The organism is Marinobacterium sp. NO-S09 (assembly GCF_059179545.1).
This window is the reverse complement of sequence record NZ_CP168954.1, coordinates 2,885,198-2,906,951: the sequence shown is the minus strand read 5'-3', so window position 1 is coordinate 2,906,951 and position 21,754 is coordinate 2,885,198. Positions and strand designations below refer to the sequence as shown.

Annotated in this window: 16 protein-coding genes; 7 read left to right on the top strand and 9 right to left on the bottom strand. The window is 54.7% G+C overall.

Annotated features, from left to right (window positions below):
* Positions 1 to 8 precede the first annotated feature (8 nt).
* The 7 genes from O3C79_RS13430 to O3C79_RS13400 all read right to left on the bottom strand — a co-directional run bounded on the left by O3C79_RS13430 (position 9) and on the right by O3C79_RS13400 (position 9,177).
* On the bottom strand, positions 9 to 1,022 hold the full coding sequence (locus tag O3C79_RS13430; RefSeq protein ID WP_494383501.1) for an SIR2 family protein: 1,014 nt from the start codon (positions 1,020 to 1,022) through the stop codon (positions 9 to 11).
* 342 nt (positions 1,023 to 1,364) lie between these two features.
* Positions 1,365 to 4,880, bottom strand: coding sequence for a DNA methyltransferase (locus O3C79_RS13425; protein ID WP_494383500.1), 3,516 nt, complete (start codon positions 4,878 to 4,880; stop codon positions 1,365 to 1,367).
* Between the two features lie 411 nt (positions 4,881 to 5,291).
* On the bottom strand, positions 5,292 to 5,741 hold the full coding sequence (locus O3C79_RS13420) for a hypothetical protein (RefSeq protein WP_494383499.1): 450 nt from the start codon (positions 5,739 to 5,741) through the stop codon (positions 5,292 to 5,294).
* Between the two features lie 311 nt (positions 5,742 to 6,052).
* Positions 6,053 to 6,358: a hypothetical protein gene (locus tag O3C79_RS13415; protein WP_494383498.1), complete on the bottom strand. Its 306-nt coding sequence runs from the start codon at positions 6,356 to 6,358 to the stop codon at positions 6,053 to 6,055.
* A gap of 118 nt (positions 6,359 to 6,476) precedes the next feature.
* Positions 6,477 to 6,878, bottom strand: a complete 402-nt coding sequence (locus O3C79_RS13410) for a GFA family protein (RefSeq protein WP_494383497.1) — start codon at positions 6,876 to 6,878, stop codon at positions 6,477 to 6,479.
* Positions 6,879 to 6,905: 27 nt separating this feature from the next.
* Complete coding sequence (locus O3C79_RS13405; RefSeq protein WP_494383496.1) at positions 6,906 to 7,865, bottom strand: LysR family transcriptional regulator; 960 nt, start codon at positions 7,863 to 7,865, stop codon at positions 6,906 to 6,908.
* Between the two features lie 538 nt (positions 7,866 to 8,403).
* Positions 8,404 to 9,177: a ferredoxin--NADP reductase gene (locus O3C79_RS13400; protein ID WP_494383495.1), complete on the bottom strand. Its 774-nt coding sequence runs from the start codon at positions 9,175 to 9,177 to the stop codon at positions 8,404 to 8,406.
* A 116-nt stretch (positions 9,178 to 9,293) separates the two neighbouring features.
* Between O3C79_RS13400 and O3C79_RS13395 the strand changes: the two genes are divergently transcribed.
* Complete coding sequence (locus O3C79_RS13395; RefSeq protein ID WP_494383494.1) at positions 9,294 to 10,184, top strand: LysR family transcriptional regulator; 891 nt, start codon at positions 9,294 to 9,296, stop codon at positions 10,182 to 10,184.
* 1 nt (position 10,185) lies between these two features.
* Here O3C79_RS13395 and O3C79_RS13390 read toward each other — a convergent pair whose 3' ends face one another.
* Positions 10,186 to 11,058, bottom strand: a complete 873-nt coding sequence (locus tag O3C79_RS13390) for an AraC family transcriptional regulator (protein WP_494383493.1) — start codon at positions 11,056 to 11,058, stop codon at positions 10,186 to 10,188.
* Positions 11,059 to 11,182: 124 nt separating this feature from the next.
* Here O3C79_RS13390 and O3C79_RS13385 point away from each other — a divergent pair, with 124 nt between their 5' ends.
* The 4 genes from O3C79_RS13385 (at position 11,183) to O3C79_RS13370 (ending at position 16,504) form a co-directional block, all read left to right on the top strand.
* The gene (locus tag O3C79_RS13385) at positions 11,183 to 12,340 is read left to right on the top strand and encodes an aminotransferase-like domain-containing protein (RefSeq protein WP_494383492.1); all 1,158 of its coding nucleotides are present in this window, start codon (positions 11,183 to 11,185) and stop codon (positions 12,338 to 12,340) included.
* A gap of 303 nt (positions 12,341 to 12,643) precedes the next feature.
* Entirely contained in the window at positions 12,644 to 14,578 is a 1,935-nt protein-coding gene (locus O3C79_RS13380; protein ID WP_494383491.1) for an FAD-dependent monooxygenase, read from the top strand.
* Positions 14,579 to 14,732: 154 nt separating this feature from the next.
* Positions 14,733 to 15,152 (top strand): secondary thiamine-phosphate synthase enzyme YjbQ, encoded by a 420-nt coding sequence (locus tag O3C79_RS13375; protein WP_417532843.1) that lies wholly within the window; start codon positions 14,733 to 14,735, stop codon positions 15,150 to 15,152.
* Positions 15,153 to 15,154: 2 nt separating this feature from the next.
* Positions 15,155 to 16,504 (top strand): exonuclease SbcCD subunit D C-terminal domain-containing protein, encoded by a 1,350-nt coding sequence (locus O3C79_RS13370; RefSeq protein ID WP_494383490.1) that lies wholly within the window; start codon positions 15,155 to 15,157, stop codon positions 16,502 to 16,504.
* Here the strand turns inward: O3C79_RS13370 and O3C79_RS13365 are convergent, their stop codons facing one another.
* Positions 16,505 to 17,374 (bottom strand): DMT family transporter, encoded by an 870-nt coding sequence (locus O3C79_RS13365; RefSeq protein WP_494383489.1) that lies wholly within the window; start codon positions 17,372 to 17,374, stop codon positions 16,505 to 16,507. It lies immediately after the preceding gene.
* A 126-nt stretch (positions 17,375 to 17,500) separates the two neighbouring features.
* Here O3C79_RS13365 and O3C79_RS13360 point away from each other — a divergent pair, with 126 nt between their 5' ends.
* Together O3C79_RS13360 and O3C79_RS13355 are read left to right on the top strand one after the other, a co-directional pair.
* The gene (locus tag O3C79_RS13360) at positions 17,501 to 20,566 is read left to right on the top strand and encodes an AAA family ATPase (protein WP_494383488.1); all 3,066 of its coding nucleotides are present in this window, start codon (positions 17,501 to 17,503) and stop codon (positions 20,564 to 20,566) included.
* Positions 20,567 to 20,634: 68 nt separating this feature from the next.
* The gene (locus tag O3C79_RS13355; RefSeq protein ID WP_494383487.1) at positions 20,635 to 21,741 is read left to right on the top strand and encodes a DUF294 nucleotidyltransferase-like domain-containing protein; all 1,107 of its coding nucleotides are present in this window, start codon (positions 20,635 to 20,637) and stop codon (positions 21,739 to 21,741) included.
* The last annotated feature ends 13 nt before the right edge of the window (positions 21,742 to 21,754 follow it).

Here is a 21,754-nt window from a genome sequence, read left to right as displayed (position 1 = left end):
TTTTCTTCCTACATGATGAGTGACAGGTAACCTTCAAGACTCCAGATATTCATTTCCACCTTCAACGGATTCTTATCCAGAGAGGAATAGACGATGGATTGATCGTCTGTTTCACCACGTTCTATTGCCAGGTAGTTCTGTGCTTTTCCATCAAGAATAAGCTTTTTGGCAGAGTCGGAAAGAGCATAGGTGATAATAGTTATAGGTGCTTTCTGGCGAAGGCACTTCACCATCAGTTTCGGCTGGATATGCTCGTCATTAAAGCCGTAACCAATACAAAGGTAAGAACCGGCTTCATTGAGAGCCTGATCAGCGTTATTAATAATGGAACGGAACGGCTCAAGATGCGTCTTTTGGTATTTTTGTGTTCCAGGGGTCACAATCTGTGGTTGATAGTTATCCGGTATGTCTTGGATATTCGATAGGGCAACAGTATCTTCCAGAGGGGACTGGAACCAATCCAAAGATCCATGGACCTTCCAAATATTAGCCCTGCGCCCAGATGTGACTTCTGTAGGAGCTGCGAGCTGTCGGAATAAGCCGTGGGTGAATCCGGTATAATGGTGGATACGCCCGTGATCGCAGGCATACTCCGCAAGACGATCATAGTTTGTAGTGACGATGTTTATTGTTTTAAGACTACTTTTGAACATATGCTCAAGAAGGCGGCTCAATGGAAACATCGTATTATTTTGAAGGCTCTTCTGAAAGATTTCGTTATCTTCAGAGTTAATCAGGACCCAAGTGGATTTGACTATTCTGGATGTCAGTTCTTCAGAAGCTGTTACTTGATGTAGGGCGGCTTCCAGATCGACATTATCCTTCAACAGTTGGCAGAATTTTTCCCATGCATCGACTTCAGCGTCTTTTAGCCCTGAAATATCAGTATTTTCGATCAGATGCTTCGCTAGCGCCCACATTCCAGACATACCGTGTGCAGCAGAGGCTCCACTGCCCAAAATGATGACAGGCGCCTTGCCGTAAAAGTCCTGCGCTTGTTTTTGATAGTTCACATCAGACATATCATTCTCTCTGTTTTAGCCCTGCATCTTTCTTTTAATATACGGCGTGTCAATAGCGCTTGCTCGCCCCAATTTACCTATGGCTAATGAGCATGACCTTCTGTCAGTAGCTGCTCAGGGTCGATATCTGACCCGGAGCCTTTGACAGTCGATACCGCAGGCCTCCCACGGTACATTGCCGACGATTGGGAATCGGGGCGGATTCGCTATCGACCCCAAACGATCATTCGACTCTCACTGGAATCAGCAATCAGCAATCAGCAATCAGCAATCGGCATGGTTCAATATGAAAGCTCAGGAGAGATTGTATTAATTTGGGCTCTGTCCCCCAACTTCTCTTCATTAACCAACCAACTGATATTGGTCGCCGTTGTGATTCACAAGACCCAAGGATTCAAGAGATTCCAGAGCTTCCTGCACTTTAGGTAAGGTTGTTTTCGGACTTTTATATAAAGCCGTAATAGCTTCGGCGGTGCTGTGACCTTTTTGCAGTGCGTTTTTAACGCTGGAGATTTGTTCCAGCATGGCTTTTGGCCAAGTAAGTTTTTTGGCTTTGGCAGCGGCTGTCGCAACGGGCACGTCGGCTTCGGTTTGAGCAGTCAACTCATCAGTGGAAGCGCTGTCTGTGCCGTAATTCGGATCCTGATAATCTGGCCGTAACCAGCGGATCTGGCCTTTGGCTTCTTCGGCAGCGCGTTGATGGTTGAGTGCTACCAGCCGTTTGAGTAGTTCTTCTTCCGCTTCGGCCTGAGATTCGGATTTTTCCGGGTAGGGCGTTGTGGCACCGGGTAGGCCGACCAGCTGGTCGGCCAGGTCGCTCCAGCCGTAGGCCTCGAACACGGCACGATCCAGCTCGTCGTGGAGTTCCCGCAGAATGCCCACCAGGCCGTCGTCGTAAATGGTTTTTTCCTTTGCGGTCAACGTCTCTTCGCGGCGCAGCTTTTCCAGTACGTTGTACATACCGGTCAGGGTCAGTTCGGAGTGTTGGGCTTGCTGGCGTATGCGGTGGGCGTCGAGGCGCTCAGCTAGGACGCGGATGGTCTGCTGTTGCTCGAGATTGGCGTCGGGGAAGGGGTAGTTCTCAAAACAAGGACCGTTTTGCCAGCGAGCATCATTCCCCATACCCATTCTTCCGCCCTGATTCAATGCCCAAAGGGAGTGCACTCTGCTGCTCAGTATCCCCAAGAAACTTGCGCTTTCGGATGCAACTACAGCTAGCGAGCCATCGGAAATAGTTCCCAGCGTGGAGGCGAATGCAAAAAAACGGTGCTTGGAGACTTCACTGGTAATGATATAGCGATCAAGCCCTGTTAATGCTGCTCGCATATCCCCACGAGCACGACCAAATAGCCACCAGTATTCCCGGAAGAAACGGTCGTTGTTGCTATCACGCATAGGCTTAACTTCGGTCAAGACCTGCTGATAGGCCGGAGGACAGGCAGCCGCAGCCTGTTCACAGGTCAGTCCAAAGAAATCAATGCAATAGCGTGCCTCCCTACCTTTGGTAAGATCGGTGCCGCCAATCAGGCGGGGCAAATAACGTTCCCAGAGTGGGGTGGCTGAAATCCAGCTATTGCGCTTTGCCTCATCGAGGACGAAACCATTCCCTACAAGCTTTACGCCCTGAAATACGATTGATGAATTACTTGTCAGAGCGACAGCTTGCGAGAGTGCGGCGCCTACACGAAGGTTGGCGTGAATTTGTCCGGACTGTTGGTTGAAGTGAATATTCTTAGCGTCGTCCCCGGAGTCACTTTCCTCTGCCACCAGGAGTAGAGATCCGCTTTCGGCCTTTACAGCGGCTACGGTCATGGCAATACGGACGGCTGCCCCATCTCCAGCATCGATCCACGGATGGTCTGGGACAGCGAATGTGATACCCAAATTGGCTGACAGATGCGGTTCAACTACTTGTCGGTTTTTCAATTGAGTGATGCTGTTGGTAGTGATGAAACCGAAGCGCTTGCTGCTTCCGGTAAGCGTTCTTTCCGCGGCGATATGCCACCAGTACATTACGAGATCACAGGCGGGCAGCGAAGAGTATGTGTCGCGCAGAGCGCCGACGTATCCATCGCCTAAGGCTTGCCGCATTCGCTTTTCCCCAATAAACGGCGGATTGCCGATGATAAAATCAGTCTGTGGCCAGTCAGCTTGTTTGGGGTTGTGATACTGGAATACCGGAGTGCGAGCGCTTTCGTCGGGGATCAGTTCGCCGGTGACCGGGCTGTTTTTCATGCTCAGGCCGTCCCAGATCGTCACCGGCTTGCCGTTCTCATCGAGTTGTTCGCTACAGCTGTCGTAGTCGATCAGGGCGTCGCGGTTTTCGATGTTGTGGAAGTCGCGCAGCACGGGTTGTGGCGGGTTGCTGTTGCCATAGGTGCGGAAGTGCCATTGCAGGTAGCCGATCCACAGCACCATTTCGGCCACCTTGGCGGCGCGCGGGTTGATTTCAATACCGAGGAACTGGTGCGGGTCGACCGTCACGCCTTCCATATCCAGAAGGCCCTGGCTTTCGCCCAGTTCGTGAAGCAGGTTCAGTACGTCGCCCTCCAGACGCTTCATGTGTTCCAGCGTCACGTACAAAAAGTTACCACTGCCACAGGCCGGGTCGAGTACGCGAATCTGGCACAGGCGATGGTGGAAGGCACGAATCTCGGCTACGGCATCTTTGTGTTTGCCCTTGCTTTCCAGCGCCACGGCGGCTGCTTGCACGTTTTCCCATTCTTCCCGTAAGGGGGCGATGATGGTGGGCATCACCAGCCGTTCAACGTAACTGCGCGGGGTGTAGTGGGCACCGAGTTTATGCCGTTCACGCGGATCTAACGCCCGTTCCAGCAAGGTGCCGAAAATCGCCGGTTCGACGTAGCGCCAGTCGGACTTCGCGGCTTCAATCAATAACAACCGCTGCTCGTGGTCCAGCTCGATGGCTTCGGCATCAGCAAACAGACCGCCGTTAAACTTCAGTAATTTGGTGCGCAAGATCGGCGAAAACCCACCTGTGTTCATCGTTTGCCAGAGGTTCTCCAGCATCTCCTTAAAGGAGTCGTCTTGTTCCAGCTCCATCAGCAGTTCAGTAAAACTGCGCAGCGGTAACAGGCCGACGTCTTCGGCAAACATGGTGAACAGACAGCGCATCAAAAAGCCGGAGGTTTGCTCAGGCGAGTGACCATCGGCTTCCAGCGACTTGGCCAATTTCGCCAGCTTGTCGGCAATTTCGCGGGTAACCCTTGCCGACACCCGGCTTGGATCCAACTCCATCGGGTTGTTCCAGACCGCAACCAGGCGCTGCTGAATCTCGGGCTTGCGTAGGTCTTCGAGTTTGATTTTGTGGCTATTGGCATCCGGGTAAGCAGTGTAGTTACCGCCGCTGCGGCTGAATTCGGAATACAGTTCCAGATGGCGGCCCACATCGGTGACGATGATAAACGGCGGCCTACCTTCTTCCGCAGGCAATGCCCGCACATAGCCTTCGGCCTGGTTAAAAGCCTTGCGCATGGCTTTGTCCCAGCGCCCGGACTCCAGTGTCAGCCCAGACTGTTTGGCTTCACATACAAAACAGTCCCGCTTGTAGAGGTCGATAAAGCGCTTGGTGTTACCACCTTCGGCAAATTCTTCTGTTACACGGCGTTCAAAAACATAGGCGTTGTCGCGCAGGTCATCACGGGCAGGCTCCGGCTTGATCAACCCCAGCACCTCGCACAGTTCATTCAGGAACAGCTGGTAGTTGGCCCGTTCGCTGCCGCCGCCATCTTTCCAGCGATCAATAAAGGCTTCAACGGCATCGGAGTCAACTTGTGGGTTTGGCAGGTTAGCGAGTAGCAGGGCGTTGAGTTCCGTCGGCGCGGTAATGCTGGCCATGGCGGCACATCCTTATGTCTGACAATAGATACTTGATCTGTAAAGACTATCACACCAACTGGATGATTCATGAGGTACTTAGGTCATATTTGAAGACGCCGCCTATATAAGTGTTATTTCTAGTATATTCGGGCCGGAGTAACATTCTAGTGTCGGCTATATTGCGGTTAGCTCCCTTGGGCTACGGCACACCTAATGTCAGCTTCAAGGCATGGGGTCAGGTCTTGCTATTTTCCTTTCAAACCGAGAATCGAGTCTAAAGACAAGACATGAACCTGTGCTTTCGTTCTTTGCCGGAACTCGAAGCCCTCTATATGAGCTATAAACGACTAGCTATCGCCCATTAAAGTCCGCTTAGTGCGCGAAGCAGTCCATGCTTCGCTGAACTATTTAGTGTCCCCCTACTGCTAGTTAGTCGTCAGAAATTTTGGGCCATATTACCTCTCCCGATAAGAGTACTGGCACGCGAAAGCCGACACTCATTCTTTGGGTCTTCTGGCAGTACGACACAAGATAGTAGTAGCTGTTTTCCTCGTTATAGCTCATCAGGTTGATGCTACATACACGAAACTTCCAACTGGGTATTGTTGTTACCCGCAACGCTTCAGCAGCAAGACTAGCAGCTTCAGCTGGAGGCATGGCAGACACCAGGGTAGCACCTGAGCTCACATCACCGCTTGTAACAGTGGCTTCATACCGCTGGCCGCCCACATATCCGTAGTGAGTTGTACCAGAAAGCTTTCTAACAGAATCCTGGATACTCCCAATAACACCACCTGTTGAATCGGCGCCACAGCCGCTTAAACTCAAGCTTAACCAGAGCCATAAAAGCAATAGATATGGCTTCTTCGAGAAGATCATCTTGTCACCTGTGGTATTGCATTACGCATGCGTACACTTGCCCTCGGCCAAAGAGAGTGAGAGCCGCTCGAAGCATTTCGAAAAGGTAGGATAAATCGAGATATCACAGCTATTCTCTTCCGATGAAAACAAGCGTGCGGGTTCTGCTGCTTTGCCGTACGCAATTCCTGCAACGGCCAGTCCATTGTTACCTGATAATGAATGATTTTGTCATCTGTTACCAGCTACAAATGAGCATTGCCATCCGTGGTGCAAGGAAAGGCTAGCTAGTGTCTGCAATGTGCGCCAAGCTGTCATTTTTGATAACCAGCTCAATCATTCTTTTCCTTGTGACGTTTGAGCTGCCAGCGTACATAACTCAACATGGCCTGCGCATACAGAGCCCCAAAGGCCAGTGTTCCGACAACTATACCCAGACCAATACTTGCCAGCCATCCCAGTCCATCGGGGTTTGGGCCGAAGTTTACATGCCTGTCCCAGGCAGCAAATGCGCCTGATTTGAATACCCAGGTTACAGTGCTAAAACAAATAATCCAGAGCGTAAGGCAAGCCAGATTATGAAAGCGAAGGCTTGTCAGCGGCTCAGGTGAAAAGTCAGATTCATGTTCACCAGTCATATAACTCCTGACTCCCGGGGAATGTCGGCAGGGATGCTGTAGCTATTTTCAGCCTATTATACGTGATCGCTGGAAGTGCGAAGAAGTGTCATCTCGCTACAGGTCAGGTGTCCCGAGACTACTCCGGAAGGTTTTCGAACTCTGGCACCTCATTCAGTGCCCGATCCCAGGCTGCTTTCCTCGATGTGAAAATGCGTGCAGTGGGCGCAACAGAGTATTCAGTATCCAGACATCCTGCGGGGACGATGAGCACGCCTTCAGCTTGAATGTTGGGTAATGCTGATCCACACAGCTTACAAAAGCTCTTGCTGTGGCGGGTGCCCGGCAGGGTGAAGGAGGTTACGGCCTCTTTACCCGTCAACCAGGTAAACTGAGCGGTCTTGGAGAACAGGTTTGCTGCATGGGCAGATCCCGTATCTTTTTGACAATACTTGCAGTGGCAAAGGTAAAAACTATCGAAGTCTCCGCTTACTTCAAATTTGACCGTGCCACATAAACAGGAGCCCTTGTGATAAGTCATTTGATTCCCTTCTTGTGTCCATGAATGTTATTTCAGTGGCAGCCCGGCCAGACGTTGCGTTTGTGCTCTGACCGCATCCGTCAGAAACTCCATCAATACATGAATCTTCACCACACCGCGCAGGTCTGGGTGGGTTAGAAACCAGAGGCCGTATTCCATCTCGGGAATGGGGTCGCTGAGTTGGACAATGTCCGGGTCCCGGTCCGCCAGATAGCAGGGCAGTACTGCAAGCCCCATGCAAGCGCGAGCCGCACTGAGTATGCCTACGAGCGTATCAACACGGTGGACACAGGCAGATTTTAGCCCGTTGTTCTCCATCCAGTGTTCCAGCTCTGCGTCCTGAAGCCTGGGTCCGGCACCAATCCAGGGTTGGCTGGCGTAGGCATGGATCGGCTCCCCCGGGGTCAAGCCGAGGCTTCGGTGTCCGTATATCGCTTGACCAATCTTGGTCAGCGGTCGACCGATAAGGTTTTCAGGAGGCTGGTTGGAAGGACGAATGGCAACATCCGCTTCCCTGCGTGTCAGGTTGAACAGCTGGTTTGAGATGGCAATATCGAGCAGGATACCGGGATATTCGTGCCGGAATTGCGTGAACAGCGGTGCAAGCAGGCCCATTAGCAAGGAGTCTGTGGTGGTCGCCCAGATTTCGCCACTGGGCTCAAGGTCACGACCGGCCACTCTCCGCTGGGCATCGAGGGCTGCCTCGTCCATTAGCTTGGCCGTTTCGGCAAGTTCCTCACCTGCAGGCGTCGGCCTGTACCCGGTGCGGCTTCTTTTAAAAAGGGTTACGCCCAGGCACTTTTCGATTTCACCCAGGCGTCGAAAGATGGTGGCATGACTCACTCCCAGTGCACGAGAGGCGCCAGACAAGGAGCCTTCGGTCGCGATGGCAAGAATCGTCTCAAAGTCATTCCACGCAAGATGACCTCGCGTTTTATCTGAGGTAAGAGTGCCGGTCTCGTCCTTTTTTGCTGTTCGTTTTTGCAAAGTCAGTTCTCATGTTTTTGGAATTTCTTGCAATGAAGAACACGCCTAGCATGTGCCCGAAATCATCAGATAGCAAATGCCCCTGTTTTCAGGGACAACGTATTGGAGGACAAAGACATGATGTACGTAAGAGGTAATTATCACCCTCAGTCGTGTGAGGCATTAATCCACGCAAAAAGCGATGACAGACAGAAAAGCGCTGTTGGTGATTCAATCTCCGAATCCATCCCGCATAGATATCGGGATGGCAAAGACGGTATCAACTTCGAACAACTGAGACGGGATCGGATTCGTGCTCGACGCAAGGTGGTACAGGAGATGCTGGGAAGCCTGAGAAAGCTCTGGCGTAGTTGATCGCCGATTAAATAACGGTTGTTTCAGCCTACGGGAGGCAAATGGATGGCAAAAAGTAAACTCCCTTCAACAGCAAGCTGCAGTCTCAGCAAAACCTAACCCCGGCCAAGCCGGCCGGGGTCTGTCAGGAAATTGGCTAGGTCACCGCCGCAGTCCATAGATCAATCAAATCAGGCAGGACTGCTTACTTTTCGACAAATGCGCGCTCAATGACATAGTGGCCGGCTTCTCCCGCACGCGCTTCCTTAAAGCCTTTGGCATCCAGAATTTCCGTCAAATCCTTCAACATCGCCGGGCTACCGCACAGCATGAAGCGGTCTGTTTCCGGGTTCAGCTCCGGCAGGCCAATATCCCGCGTCAGTTTTCCGCTAGTAATGGCATCGGTCAGTCGGCCCTGGTTACGGAAGGGCTCACGGGTCACGGTCGGGTAATAGATCAGTTTTTCGCGCACGATATCGCCGAAGTATTCGTTATTCGGCAGTTCGTTCTCAATGCGGTCCTGGTAGGCCAGTTCGGATACATAACGTACGCCGTGTGTGAGGATCACGTTGTCGTACTCGTCGTATACATCCAGATCCTTGATGATGCTCATAAAAGGTGCCAAACCCGTTCCGGTGCTGAGCAGGTACAGGTTTTTACCTGGCAGCAGGCTGTCGGTTACCAGAGTGCCCACCGGTTTTTTGCTGACCAGCAGCTCATCACCAACGGTGAGGTTCTGCAGGTGTGAGGTCAGTGGGCCGTCCTGAACCTTGATGGAAAAGAATTCCATCTCGTCTTCATAGTTGGCGCTGGCGATACTGTAGGCACGCAGCAATGGCTTGTTGTCCACTTCCAGACCAATCATGGTGAAGTGGCCATTCTTAAAACGCAGACCCTGGTTCCGTGTGGTAGTGAAGCTGAACAGGGTGTCATTCCAGTGGTGCACACTTGTTACGGTTTCGCGGATCAGGTTACTCATCGTCTTGCTGCTTTCCTGTATAAATTGACCTTGCAGACAATACTAACGCCCTCCAAAATATCGATAAATCAGGTTGTTTCAATATCCGTATTCGATTTTTTCGAAAAGGGCTCCTCATGCGTTACTCATTACGGCAGCTTGAAGTGTTTGTCGCCATCGCTCACCAGCAGAATCTGACCCGTGCCGCCGATGAATTGGCGATGTCCCAGAGTGCGGCCAGCAGCTCGCTCAAAGAGCTGGAAAGCCAGTTCGGGCTTCAGCTGTTTGACCGTATCGGCAAGCGCTTGCAGCTGAACGAGCAGGGCCGGTTACTGAGGCCGCAGGCTGAAGCTCTGCTGGCGCAGGCACGTGATTTTGAGCAAAGTTTGCTACAGCACGCCGAAGCCGGTCCGCTCAATGTAGGTGCCACCCTGTCCATCGGCAACTATCTGGCCGTCGGCTTGATGGCTGAGTATATGGAGCGGTATCCGAAAGCCAGCCTGCAGCTGGATGTTGCCAATACCCGAAATATCGTTGAGCGGGTGCTTAACTTTGAATTGGATGTTGGCCTGATTGAGGGGGAGCTGAACCATCCTGATCTGGAAATCCTGCCCTGGCGACAGGATGAGCTGGCCGTATTCTGCCACCCGGATCACCCCCTGGCGCAGCAGCCGACAGCCTCCGATGATGACCTGCGCCAGGCCCGCTGGATACTGCGTGAAGCCGGTTCCGGTACCCGCCAGGCTTTCGACCGGGCCATGTCAGGGCTGCTGCCGGATCTGACCATAGCTATCGAATTGCAACACACCGAAGCCATCAAACGTGCGGTTGAAGCGCAGCTGGGTATCGGTTGCCTGTCGATGATTACCCTGACCGACGCGTTTAACCGCGGCAGCCTGAAACGCCTGCAGGTGCCAGACCGGGACTTCAGCCGCCAGCTGTATCTCATCATTCACAAGCAGAAGTACCGCAGCGCGGGTATCAACGCCTGGCTTAATCTCTGTTTGCAGCAGAGTGAAGCTGTATGACCTACCAGAGTGAAATGGGCAGATAGAACGTCAAATCAAAGCGCTCATCGGCTGCCAGGAAATGATTCTTTCGGTAGCGCACAAAAGCGGGTGTCGTTTTTGCTCTGAAACCGGAAGAAGGCAGCCAGTCATCAAGTATCTTGCTGAGATACGGCAGTAACTCCCCGTACTTACCCGTCAAATCAAATGCAGCATGCAGGCCACCTGGAATGTACATGCTGTTAACGATTCCCCTTCTTAGAACGGGCTTGTTGATTCCCAGGCAGGCAACGTAGCGGCATCGATCCAGCGGCACCCATGTTGGGTTGGAGTGATGCAGCCCCAGCTGCAAATCAAAGGGCCGGCCTTCTGCGGCAGCCCATACCTGCAATGTTTGCCAGGCCTGACGGATACTGCGGCCGTACCCCTGGTGGCGTACGTAAGCCACCGGTTGGGCGGGCAGTTCCACGAGGTTCGGTGTTGACAACTGGACCGACTGTAGGCGTTGATAAGCGGTAGCGATCTCGTCGTCGGTCAGATAAGGCCGTGATTTGCTGCTCTGCTCCTCAGCTCTCCATTGCCCCGGGGTGACGCTGAACGTGGCTTTGAACGCCCGGCTAAATGAAGACAGGGATGCAAAACCGCACTGCTCGGCCACTTCCAGAACAGGACGTTTACGATCAAACATTAGTTGGTTCGCTGCCTGTTCCAGCCGGGTGCGTCTGACATATTGATGGACAGACTCACCGACCACTTCCTGAAAAACACGGTGAAAATGCTGTTCGGAATAGGCCGCAACTCTTGCCAGCCTGCGGCCGGAGAGTTCGGCAGACGTATCCCTGTGTATCTCGTAAAGAACATCATTGATGCGGGCAATTTGCTGCTTGGTGGCCATGAGTCGTTATTTAAAAAGCATAAATAGACAAACAGTTAAGCATAAACAGGCAAACAAAGCCTTATATATGGACAATCCTGGCTGGCTGGGCCTGAGTAGTATGGCTGGACAAGGAGGGTTTACCATGCAAACAGCCAGACATTTACAACAGATTCAGCCATCTTACATTCGCGAAATATTGGCGGCGGCTACTACCGAAGGCGTTATTTCACTGGCCGGTGGCCTGCCTGCATCAGATCATTTCCCCTTGTCCTTAATGGCAGAGGGCTTCGCAAGGCTGTCGGACACGCCCGCTTTGTTCCAATATGGTGAGACGCAGGGGTACAAAGCGCTGCTTGGCTATCTGGATGAGCATTACACAGTAGCATCCGGCCATCAGATGCTGGTGTGCAGCGGTTCCCAGCAAGGGCTCGACCTTATCGCACGTGCGTTTCTGAATCCGGGTGATGGCGTTGCAATGGAGGCGCCCTGTTATCCGGGAGCCTTGCAGGTATTTGCACTGGCGGGTGCGTCTATTCATCCGGTTAAGCAAAACCCCACCGGGCCAAACCTCAGCCAGTTGGAGTCGTTGTTTGCATCCGGCAAGGTGAAGCTGTTCTATGCCGTACCTGACTTTCATAACCCGACCGGGGTGAGCTGGACATTGGATGCTAGAAAGCAGGTGGCAGCGTTGTGTCGTCAATATGAGGTTGCACTGATCGAAGATGCCCCTTATCGGGAGTTGCGTTTTGCCGGTCAGCAGCTGCCTTTGGTTGTATCCTTTTGCCCCGAAAGTGCGATGGTATTGCGGTCGTTCTCGAAAATCGCGACACCCGGTATGCGTCTGGGTGTGCTCAGCGCCCCCGAAGACTGGCTCGCGCCGTTGCTAAAGGTGAAACAGGCATCGGATCTGCACACCAGCATACCGATGCAGGCTTTGTTGTTGGGTCTTCTCGCACATCCATCATTTCCTGCGCATCTCCAGCAGCTTTGCGGAATCTACCGAGAGCGCTATCAGGCATTGGTATCTGCCCTGTCGGATTATCTTGGGCAGGAGGCCATAGTTGAACCGGTAGAGGGTGGCATGTTTGTTTGGCTCCAACTGCCAGGCCGTGACCCACGCGCCGTTGCCAAAGAGGCCCTGGCAAAGGGGGTTGCCATCGTGCCGGGTAATGCGTTTTTTCCCGCTGCAGACTCTCCTCATGCTGAGTCACCGGTTTCAGCCATACGGCTCAACTTCAGCCATGAGACGCCGGATACGCTGAGAGAAGCGGTGCGTCGCTTGGCAAGCGTGCTGGTATAGAACCAATGTGGGTGCTGGTTACGTAGGAAAGGCGTTTTAACAGGTTGTTAAGATGCTGCCCGGCGCGATTCTATATCCGCAGGGTCAGGTGTCGGGACAGGTCATATCGTCTATTCTTTTCAGTAACTTCCTGTCTCTTGCCCGGCTTGGCTGAATGCTGATGTCAGGGTAGATCTGATGTCAGGGAAAGAATGGTTGCATGAATACACCGTTGCATTGAATCGCATTCTCTGGAATAACTATTAAGATGTTAACTAATAATTATTACAGTAACAGCAGGGCCATAAGCGAGGAAATTGAGTAATGCAATATCATCTGAATGGTTTCAAACCCGGCAATTACGAGGTTCCTGATGAGGTTCGAGAGCCTTATCCCAACCCACCGATAGAGGACCTGCCTGGTGAAGTAGATGTCCTGATCGTCGGCACCGGTCCTGCAGGTTTAACGATGGCGCGCCAGCTGTCCGAGTTCCCGGATATAAAGACATGCATTGTTGATATGGCACCTGGCCCCTTGCTGTTTGGGCGCGCGGACGGCATTTCCTGTCGCACCATGGAGATCATGGAAGCCTTTAACAGCAGTGAAATGGTGGTGAAAGAAACCTACCAGCTCAAACAGAACACCTTCTGGGAGCCAGACGAGTCTAACCCAGAGAACATCAAGCGCACGCACAAGATCCCCGATGCCCGAGCCGGACTGTCTGAGTTTACCCACGGCATTGTTAACCAGGCGCGCCTGCATGAACTCCTGCTGGACGGCATGGAAAGATCCGTGACCCACCTGCGCCCCCATTACAGCCGTGAGCTGGTGGAGATGACCATTGATGACAATCTGACGCAGGATCTTGAAGCTCATCCCATCACAGCGACGTTCAAGCGCTGTGACGATGAAGGTGCCGGCAAGACCGAAACCGTGAAAGCGCGTTTCGTCGTTGGCACCGATGGCGCCAGAAGCAAGGTTCGCAAGAGCATGGAGATCCCGCTGCAGGGCGATTCCGCCAACAAGGCCTGGGGCGTCATGGACATTCTGCTGAACACAGACTTCCCGGATATCCGCATCAAAAGCTTTATCCAGTCAAAAAATCACGGTGCTGTCATGACCATTCCCCGTGAAGGCGGCTACCTGTGTCGGTTCTATGTGGAGCTGGATCTGCTTGGCAAGGACAAGCGTGCATCGGATGTGAAACTGACCGAGAAAGACCTGATAGCCAAGGCGCAGAAGATTTTCCATCCCTATACCCTGGATGTAAAAGAAGTGGCCTGGTGGTCTATTTATGAGGTTGGCCAGCGTATTGCCGAACGCTTCGATAACCGCCCCGTGGACAGCCCAGAAGAGGATATACCTCGCGGGTTTGTCGCCGGTGATGCCTGTCACACGCACAGTCCCAAAGGGGGCTGGGGCTTGAACACATCATTGCCGGATACCTTTAACCTGGGCTGGAAACTGGCCTCTGTGCTTCAGGGTAAATGTCATCCCAAACTGCTGAGCACCTATGGCCCGGAACGACGCAAGGTGGCACAGCAGTTGATCGACGCTGACCGCGAACTGTCCAGACTGGTAGCCACACGACCGACCGCCGGTGAGGATTCCGATCAGGCCAAAGTCGACACGGCCAAAATCGAAGCCTTTATGAAGCGGCAAAGTGGTTTTGTTGCCGGCACATCCATCGAGTACTTCCCGTCCTATATCTGCACGGGACAGGAAAACCAGCATCTGGCGACGGGCTACCATATTGGTCAGCGTTTCCATTCGGCGGAAGCGACACGCGTGGCTGACGGAAGAGTCCAGCACCTTGGGCATCTGGTGAAAGCCGACGGTCGCTGGCGCATCTTCCTGTTTGGCGACAAGCAAACCCCGACGGATACCTCATCAGAGGCTTACAAGTTCATCGATTTCCTGGCCAAGGATGCGTCTTCACCGGTACTGAAATACACGCCGAAGGGCGCTGATATTGATTCGGTTATCGATACCTATGCCGTTTTCCAGCAGCAGGACTTGTCGATGCAGGACCTGCCGGATTACCTCTGGCCTGCGAAAGGCAAGTACGGCCTGCGTGACTATGAAAAAGTCTTCCATGCTGAAGAAGGAAACGACATCTACGACCTGCGCGGTATTGACCGCTCCCAGGGCTGTGTCGTGATCGTAAGGCCTGACCAGCATATCGCTGCCATCTTGCCTGTCAGTGCACATGAGGAGGTGGCGAAGTTTTTTGATGTGTTCATGATCGAACAGAAGTAACAGCTTCCGGGGTTCAACCCAGTACCAGGCCCGTCGGGTAAAACCGGCGGGCTTTTTCATATCCCGTTGGTCTCTCGTTAGCTTCTTCACTTTCGCCCATCTGCAGCCCCGGCAGGTTTTACGTTACACTGCCCGCACTTGGCAGGAGAGAGATATGTGGCATCAGCACACCATTCAGCTGCGCGCCCGTCAGCGCGGCTTTCATCTGGTTACCGATGAAATCGAGCAGGCATTGCCTGAACTCAGGAAAGTGAAAACCGGCCTGTTGCACCTGTTACTGCAGCATACCTCGGCCAGCCTTACCTTGAATGAAAATGCTGACCCCACCGTACGTTCTGACTTTGAGGCCTTTTTCAATCGCGCGGTGCCTGAGAATGAACCTTACTACCAGCATACCTATGAAGGGCCCGACGACCTGCCTGCCCACTTTAAAAGCAGCATTCTGGGGGTAAGCCTGATGCTGCCGGTCACCAATGGCCGGCTCAATCTGGGTACCTGGCAGGGCATTTATCTGGGCGAGCACCGCGATCATGGCGGCAGCCGCCGTATTCTGGCCACTTTGCAGGGAGAATAAGCGTGGCAGAACAACCTTCACTGTTTGACCTGCCGGAGCCTGAAGTGGACCCGGTGACGGAGAACGCTGTACCAGCCACCGAAAACGTGCAAACGCCTGGTGCTGACAAATCATGCCGGCCTTTGCGTGTGCTGCACAGTTCTGACTGGCATCTGGGGCGTTTGCTCTATGGCCAGAAGCGCTATGAGGAGTTTGCGGCGTTTCTGGACTGGATGTTGGAACAGGTGAAGCAACAGCAAATTGATGTGTTGCTGATTGCAGGGGATCTGTTTGATACCACCACACCCAGTAACCGCGCCCAGGCGTTGTATTACCGTTTTCTCAATGGCGTTGCTGCCTCCCCCTGCCGGCATGTGGTCATTATCGGCGGCAACCATGACTCGCCCAGCTTTCTCGATGCACCGGCGCAGCTGCTCAAGGCGCTGGATGTCCATGTTGTTGGCGCCGCCTGCGACGAACCTGCCGATGAGGTGGTGTTGCTGCGCGATAGCCAGGGCGAGCCTGAAGCGATTATCTGTGCAGTGCCATACCTGCGCGACCGCGATATCCGTCAGGCTGAAGCGGGCGAGAGTCTGGAAGACAAGGATCGTAAACTGGTAGCCGGCATCCGTGAGCACTATGCACGGGTCTGCACAGCGGCCGAACAGCTGCGAACGGAGCTGCAGGCAGAGATCCCGATGATCGGTATGGGTCATCTGTTTGCGGCGGGTGGCAAGACCCTGGATGGGGATGGCGTACGTGACCTTTATGTGGGGTCGCTTGCCCAGGTGGGCGTGGATGCCTTTCCGGACTGCCTTGACTACGTGGCACTGGGTCACCTGCATGTCCCTCAGGCGGTCGCTGGTTGTGAGCATATCCGCTATAGCGGCTCGCCCCTGCCGATGGGGTTTGGCGAGGCCAAACAGCAGAAGAGTCTGTGTTTGCTCCAGTTTGAGGGCAGGGCACATCAGCTGGAGTTGCTCGATATCCCAAGGTTCCAGCGTCTGGAACGGCTCAGTGGTGACCAGAATAAACTGGAAGAAGAACTGACACGGCTGGCGCAGGAGAAGGAACCGATCTGGCTTGAAATCCAGTACGAGGGTGAGCAGGTTGCAGCGGATCTGCGCGACTGGCTGGACCAGCAGGTGGCCGATACTGCCTTGCGTATTTTGAGAGTGCGAAACAACCGTGTGGTTGAGCGGGTGCTGTCACGCCAGACCGAGCAGGAAACGCTGGATGAATTGCAGCCGGCGGACGTTTTTGCCCGTGCCCTGGAAGCGCATCAGGTGCCCGCAGAACAGCAGTCCGAACTGACACGGCTGTTCCATGGCCTGATGCAATCCATGGCGGAAGAGGACCAGCGCGCTGAATAATCAGCGCAACAGCTGCTGGTTCCTGCGTTCGCGATAAAACAGGTACAGTCCCGAACCGAGAATGATGCAGGTACCCAGCCAGGTCAGTGCATCCGGATAATCACCGAAAATAAGATATCCGAGCGCAGTAGCACTGATGATTTCCAGATACTGGAAAGGTGCCAGCAAACTGGCAGGGGCACGTTTCAGGGCGATACTGACCAAACCAAAGGCCAGTGTCGCTACGACGGCCATCAGCAACATCAGCGAACTTTGTTCCATATTCATGGCACGCCATTGCAGGAACTCGATCTCGAACAGTTCACCGATCAGTATTGTCAGCGCCATCCACATACAGGCAAACAGGCCAATCCAGAACTGGGAGGCGAGGCTGCCGATGTGGCTGGACAGGTGGCGCAACGTTGCCACATGGGAGGCAAAACAGGTGGCGGCCAATAACGGCAAGAGTGCCGCAGCGCCGTAGGCTTCCCAGTTGGGTCGTATCACCACCATTGCGCCCAACAGGCCCACAATGACGGCCAGATACTGATATCGCTGAATGCTTTCGCCCAGCAGCGCTGCCGATATCAGCATCAGTATCAGGGGCTCGACAAAGAAGATGGCGGTGTTGTTGGCGAGCGGGAGATAGCTGAGGCCCCAGAACAGGAAGCCGGCGGAACCGGCAATCCAGAACCCCGCCATTAGCAGGCGCAGCAGTACGTGCCTGGCAGGCAGGATCTTGTCTGAGCGGACCAGCAAGATGCCGAGCAACGAGGCCTGCAGGCCAAAGCGAACGCAGCCGATCTGAATGGGTGACAGGTCCGCTGTCAGCAACTTGGCGATGGCATCCAGGCCGGGAATAAGTAACATGGCCAAGGTAATGATTCCCATACTTTTTTCCGTCGGGGACAGGGTATGGGTATGATGTAGCAACCGTTGCAGCATTTTCCCTCGCAGCACTAATCGGCAAACAGAACAGTATATCAAAGAAGCCTTAATTAACCGAACCGGGCCCTCATGCGCATACTCCAGATCCGTTTCAAAAACCTCAACTCACTGACTGGCGAATGGGAGATTGATCTCACGGGGCCGGCCTATACCAGCGATGGCCTGTTCGCGATTACGGGGCCGACCGGTGCCGGCAAGTCGACATTGCTGGATGCGGTTTGTCTGGCGCTGTACGGGCGCACCCCGCGACAGCCTCGCATCAGCCAGGCACAAAACGAGGTGATGTCGCGTCAGACCGGTGAGTGTTTTGCCGAGGTGGTCTTTGAAACCCCGCAGGGTGCCTGGCGCTGTCACTGGAGTCAGCACCGCAGCCGCAAGCAGGCTGATGGCAGCCTGCAGCCGCCGCGTCATGAAGTGTCCGATGCAGAAAATGGCAAGTTGCTCGCGACCAAGATCAAGGATGTGGCTGAGCTGATTGAGCGCCTGAGCGGGATGGATTTCGAGCGCTTTACCCGCTCCATGCTGCTGGCGCAGGGCAGTTTTGCCGCTTTCCTGCAGGCGGACCCGGATGCGCGCGCTCCTATACTGGAGCAGATTACCGGTACATCCATCTACTCCGACATCTCCGTGGCTGTGCATGAGCGCCGCGGGCAGGAACGCCAGCAGCTGGAGCATCTGCGCGCGGCCCAGGCCGGTCTGAAGCTGCTGGAGGAGGACGAGGCGGAAACCCTGAGCCGTGAGCTGGCCCGCTTGAATGAAGCGGTTGAGGCACAGCAGAAACAGGTCGATCAGCAGCAAAAGCTGGTGCATTGGCGTCAGCAGCTGGATCAGGAAAACGAGCAGCTCAAACAGTTGCAGCAGGATCAGCAAACACTTGAGCAGGAACGTCAGGCCTTTGCACCTCAGCAGCAGCGTCTGGAACAGGCGCAAAAAGCCGAGAGCCTCAGGCCTGAATATGTGCCCCTGGTTCAGCGTCGCACCGATTTAAAAAAGGCCAAGGAAGATGGTGAGAAATTGCATCAGGAGCTGCCCACGCTGGAGCAGGCGCACCAGACGGCCAGCACTGCCTTGCAGCAGGCCCAAGAGCGCCAGCAAGCAGCAGAGGCTAACCTCACGCAACACCAGCCACTGATTATGCAGCTTCGTGAGCAAGACTATGCCATCAGCCTCAAGCGCGACGCCTGGCAGCAGCTCAAGGCGCAACTGCCGGCGGAGCTGTTGCAGGGGCCTGTGCCCGATCCGGCTGCGCTGCAGGCCGCCATGGCGAAGACCGAGGCAGACTTGCAGGATGCGATCAGTGAAGGCGGCCGTGATCAGCTCAAGGATCAGCAGGAGCAGGTGCGTATCCGTGGTGAGAGTCTGCGCGAGTTGCGTGACCTGGTGCGACAACAGGCCGAGCTGAAGCAGGAGCAACAGGGCCTTATCGCCGATCAGACTCCATTGCAGGCACAGCAGGCTGAAGTCAGTGCACAAGCGGAGCAGGGGCGCCAGCAGTTGGAGCTGTTGCAGCGTGAACAGCAGGATCTGCACACCATGCAGCGTCTGGCAGACCGTATCGCCGATCTGGAACAGCAACGCCATGAGCTGGAACCGGGCAAACCCTGTCCACTCTGCGGCTCCGAGCAGCATCCCTGGCGCATTGAGAAGCCACCGGCTCTAAGCGAAGAGCGCAAACGCCTGCAGCTGGTGGAACAGCAGCTGGAGAAACTCCAGGCCCAACTGCGCCAGTGGGACATTAAACAGGCCGAATTGAATACCCGGTTACAGACAGGGCAAAAGCGAGGGCAGGTCGTTGAGCAGAAACTGGCTGCGCTGGATGCTCCGGTCAATGCCTGTCTGCAACAGCTTGATTGGGCCGAATGTCCGGATACGGACAGGCTGGAACAGGCCTATCAGGCTGCCGGGGAGCAGTGGAAGCAGCTAAAGGCGCGTCTGGACCGCATCGACCGTCTTGAAGCCGAGCAAAAACAGCAACAGCAGGCACAGCAGCGTCAGCAGCAACGCCTGGACGTGGACGCGGCCGAAGCGGCCCTGATCAAGTTGCAGCAGCAGCGGGCCGAGATGTCGCCGGAAACGGATACCGAAGCCTGGGTCAAACGACTGGAGAAAGCTGTTGCGCAGGCGCGCCAGCAGGTCGAGCAATGCCGTGAAGCCCTTAACCGCAGTGAGCAGAGCCTGAATCAGCGACGTCAGCAAATTACGGACGCCGACGGCCGTATTCAGGCGCTGGAGGCTGAAGTGGAACAGATGCAGTCAGCCTTTACTCAATCACTGGCACAGAGCTCCTTTGCCAATGAGGCTGCACTCGAGTCGGCTCTTTTGCCCCGTGAACAGATGGCGGATTTGCAACAGATGGCACAGGCTCTGCAAGAGCGCAGATCACACCTGAACGCACTTAAAAGCCGATCTGAGCAGGCTCTGGCCGTTTTGCAGGAGCAGGCGCTGACAGAAGAGCCGGCACAACAGTTATTGGCCAATCTGCAGCAGTTGAAAGCGACTCAGGCACAGCAGCTGGAGCAACGCGGCAGCTTGCAGCAGACCCTGAAAGATAACGAAGCGAAAAAACAGCAGTTTGGTGAGCAGCAGCAGGCCATAGCAGCCCAGCAGCGAGAGCTGGACCGCTGGGAGCAGTTGCATGCGCTCATTGGTTCGGCCGATGGCAAGAAGTTCCGCAACTTCGCTCAGGGCCTGACCTTTGAGCTGATGGTAAGCCATGCCAACCGCCAGCTGCAGAAAATGTCAGACCGCTACCTGCTGGTAAGGGATGAGGCGCAACCACTTGAGCTGAATGTGATCGACAACTATCAGGCCGGAGAGGTGCGTTCCACCAAGAACCTGTCTGGGGGCGAGAGCTTCCTGATCAGCCTGTCGCTGGCGCTGGGCCTGTCCGGGATGGCCAGTCGCAATGTACGCGTGGATTCACTGTTCCTCGATGAAGGGTTTGGCACCCTGGATGAAGAGGCACTGGAAACCGCACTGGATACGCTCTCTGGCTTGCAGCAGGAGGGCAAGCTGATCGGTGTGATCTCCCATGTTCAGGCCCTGAAAGAGCGCATTTCTACCCGTATCGAAGTGCAGCCGTTAAGTGGCGGTCGCAGCCAGATTGCCGGCCCGGGCTGTCGCCGCTGCGAATAAGCCGTTCAGGCTGGATTTGCCTGCCAACCCCTCTATGCTGAAGAGTGTATCGGACAGGGAGGGGAAGGATGCAAACCCACTGGCGTGAACTGTTTAAAGGGCCAAGACCTGCTGCAAATGCGACTCGCTTGCTGGAGCCGTTGCAGCCCCATCTTGCACCACTGGAGCAGGGGCCGGAGCACCGCCCGGATCATCAGCCTGCGCTGGCGCAGCAGTTGCTGGACTTCTCGCTGCCGGCCTGGCTGGTTTCAGCTCTGCTCAGTGACCACAATGACCTCTGCTACCGTCAGGCCATCGAGCAGGCGCTGGAACAGATGCAGGCCCAGGGCTGGGGACCGCCACCTGTCAGGTTCTGTGTGATCGTGATGGGCTCCGGTGGCCGCCATGAAAGCCTGCTGCACCCGGATCAGGATAACGGTCTGATCCTCGAAGATTACCCACCCGAGCACCACAACGAAATTGATACCTGGTTCCTCAATCTGGCCGAACGCTTTACCGCGACCCTGGATCAGGCTGGCATTCCTTTCTGTCGTGGTGATGTCATGGCTTCGCGCCCGCTCTGGCGGAAACCGATCAGCGAGTGGCGAGAGCAGATGCGGCTCTGGATGAGTACGCGGCGGGTCAAGCTGGTGCAGTTGTGCAATATCCTGTTCGACTTTGCCCCCGTCTATGGTGATGAAGTCCTGGCAGATGCGCTGCGTGATGCCATTCTGGAGCAGCGCGCCGAAGCCGGGCTGTTCATGCATGAAATGGCAGAACTCTTCGATGAAGCACCGGTGGCGCTAGACCGTTTTGATCGTCTACAGGGGGATGGCCGTGAGGCGCCACACCCTGATGCCATTAACCTTAAGCGCCAGGGGCTTTTGTCACTCACGGCGGCGTTGCGTCTGATGGCACTGATCAAGGGTTGCCCGGAAGTCGGTACCCGTGAGCGTCTTCAGTGGCTACATGCGCAGGATCTGCTGAGTGACGATGAACACTGGTGTCTGAGTCGGGCGTTTGAGCATCTGCAGGCACAGCTTCTCGATGCGCAGCTGCAGGCATGGCATGCCGGTGCAGTGCCAGATAACTGGGTGGACCCGCGCAGCCTGTGTGATGGTGAAAGGCGAGAGCTGCAATGGGATCTGCAACAGATCCGCCGTTTTCAGCGGCGCGTACGACAGATACGAAATTGAATGCGATCAGTTA

Excerpts from the sequence above, each read along its gene's own strand:
- O3C79_RS13425 (WP_494383500.1), bottom strand. The coding sequence starts at position 4,880 with ATGGCCAGCATTACCGCGCCGACGGAACTCAACGCCCTGCTACTCGCT.
- O3C79_RS13390 (WP_494383493.1), bottom strand. The coding sequence starts at position 11,058 with ATGGCCACCAAGCAGCAAATTGCCCGCATCAATGATGTTCTTTACGAG.
- O3C79_RS13430 (WP_494383501.1), bottom strand. The coding sequence starts at position 1,022 with ATGTCTGATGTGAACTATCAAAAACAAGCGCAGGACTTTTACGGCAAG.
- O3C79_RS13360 (WP_494383488.1), top strand. The coding sequence starts at position 17,501 with ATGCGCATACTCCAGATCCGTTTCAAAAACCTCAACTCACTGACTGGC.
- O3C79_RS13355 (WP_494383487.1), top strand. The coding sequence starts at position 20,635 with ATGCAAACCCACTGGCGTGAACTGTTTAAAGGGCCAAGACCTGCTGCA.
- O3C79_RS13375 (WP_417532843.1), top strand. The coding sequence starts at position 14,733 with ATGTGGCATCAGCACACCATTCAGCTGCGCGCCCGTCAGCGCGGCTTT.
- O3C79_RS13365 (WP_494383489.1), bottom strand. The coding sequence starts at position 17,374 with ATGGGAATCATTACCTTGGCCATGTTACTTATTCCCGGCCTGGATGCC.
- O3C79_RS13415 (WP_494383498.1), bottom strand. The coding sequence starts at position 6,358 with ATGACTGGTGAACATGAATCTGACTTTTCACCTGAGCCGCTGACAAGC.
- O3C79_RS13410 (WP_494383497.1), bottom strand. The coding sequence starts at position 6,878 with ATGACTTATCACAAGGGCTCCTGTTTATGTGGCACGGTCAAATTTGAA.
- O3C79_RS13395 (WP_494383494.1), top strand. The coding sequence starts at position 9,294 with ATGCGTTACTCATTACGGCAGCTTGAAGTGTTTGTCGCCATCGCTCAC.
- O3C79_RS13380 (WP_494383491.1), top strand. The coding sequence starts at position 12,644 with ATGCAATATCATCTGAATGGTTTCAAACCCGGCAATTACGAGGTTCCT.
- O3C79_RS13400 (WP_494383495.1), bottom strand. The coding sequence starts at position 9,177 with ATGAGTAACCTGATCCGCGAAACCGTAACAAGTGTGCACCACTGGAAT.
- O3C79_RS13385 (WP_494383492.1), top strand. The coding sequence starts at position 11,183 with ATGCAAACAGCCAGACATTTACAACAGATTCAGCCATCTTACATTCGC.
- O3C79_RS13420 (WP_494383499.1), bottom strand. The coding sequence starts at position 5,741 with ATGATCTTCTCGAAGAAGCCATATCTATTGCTTTTATGGCTCTGGTTA.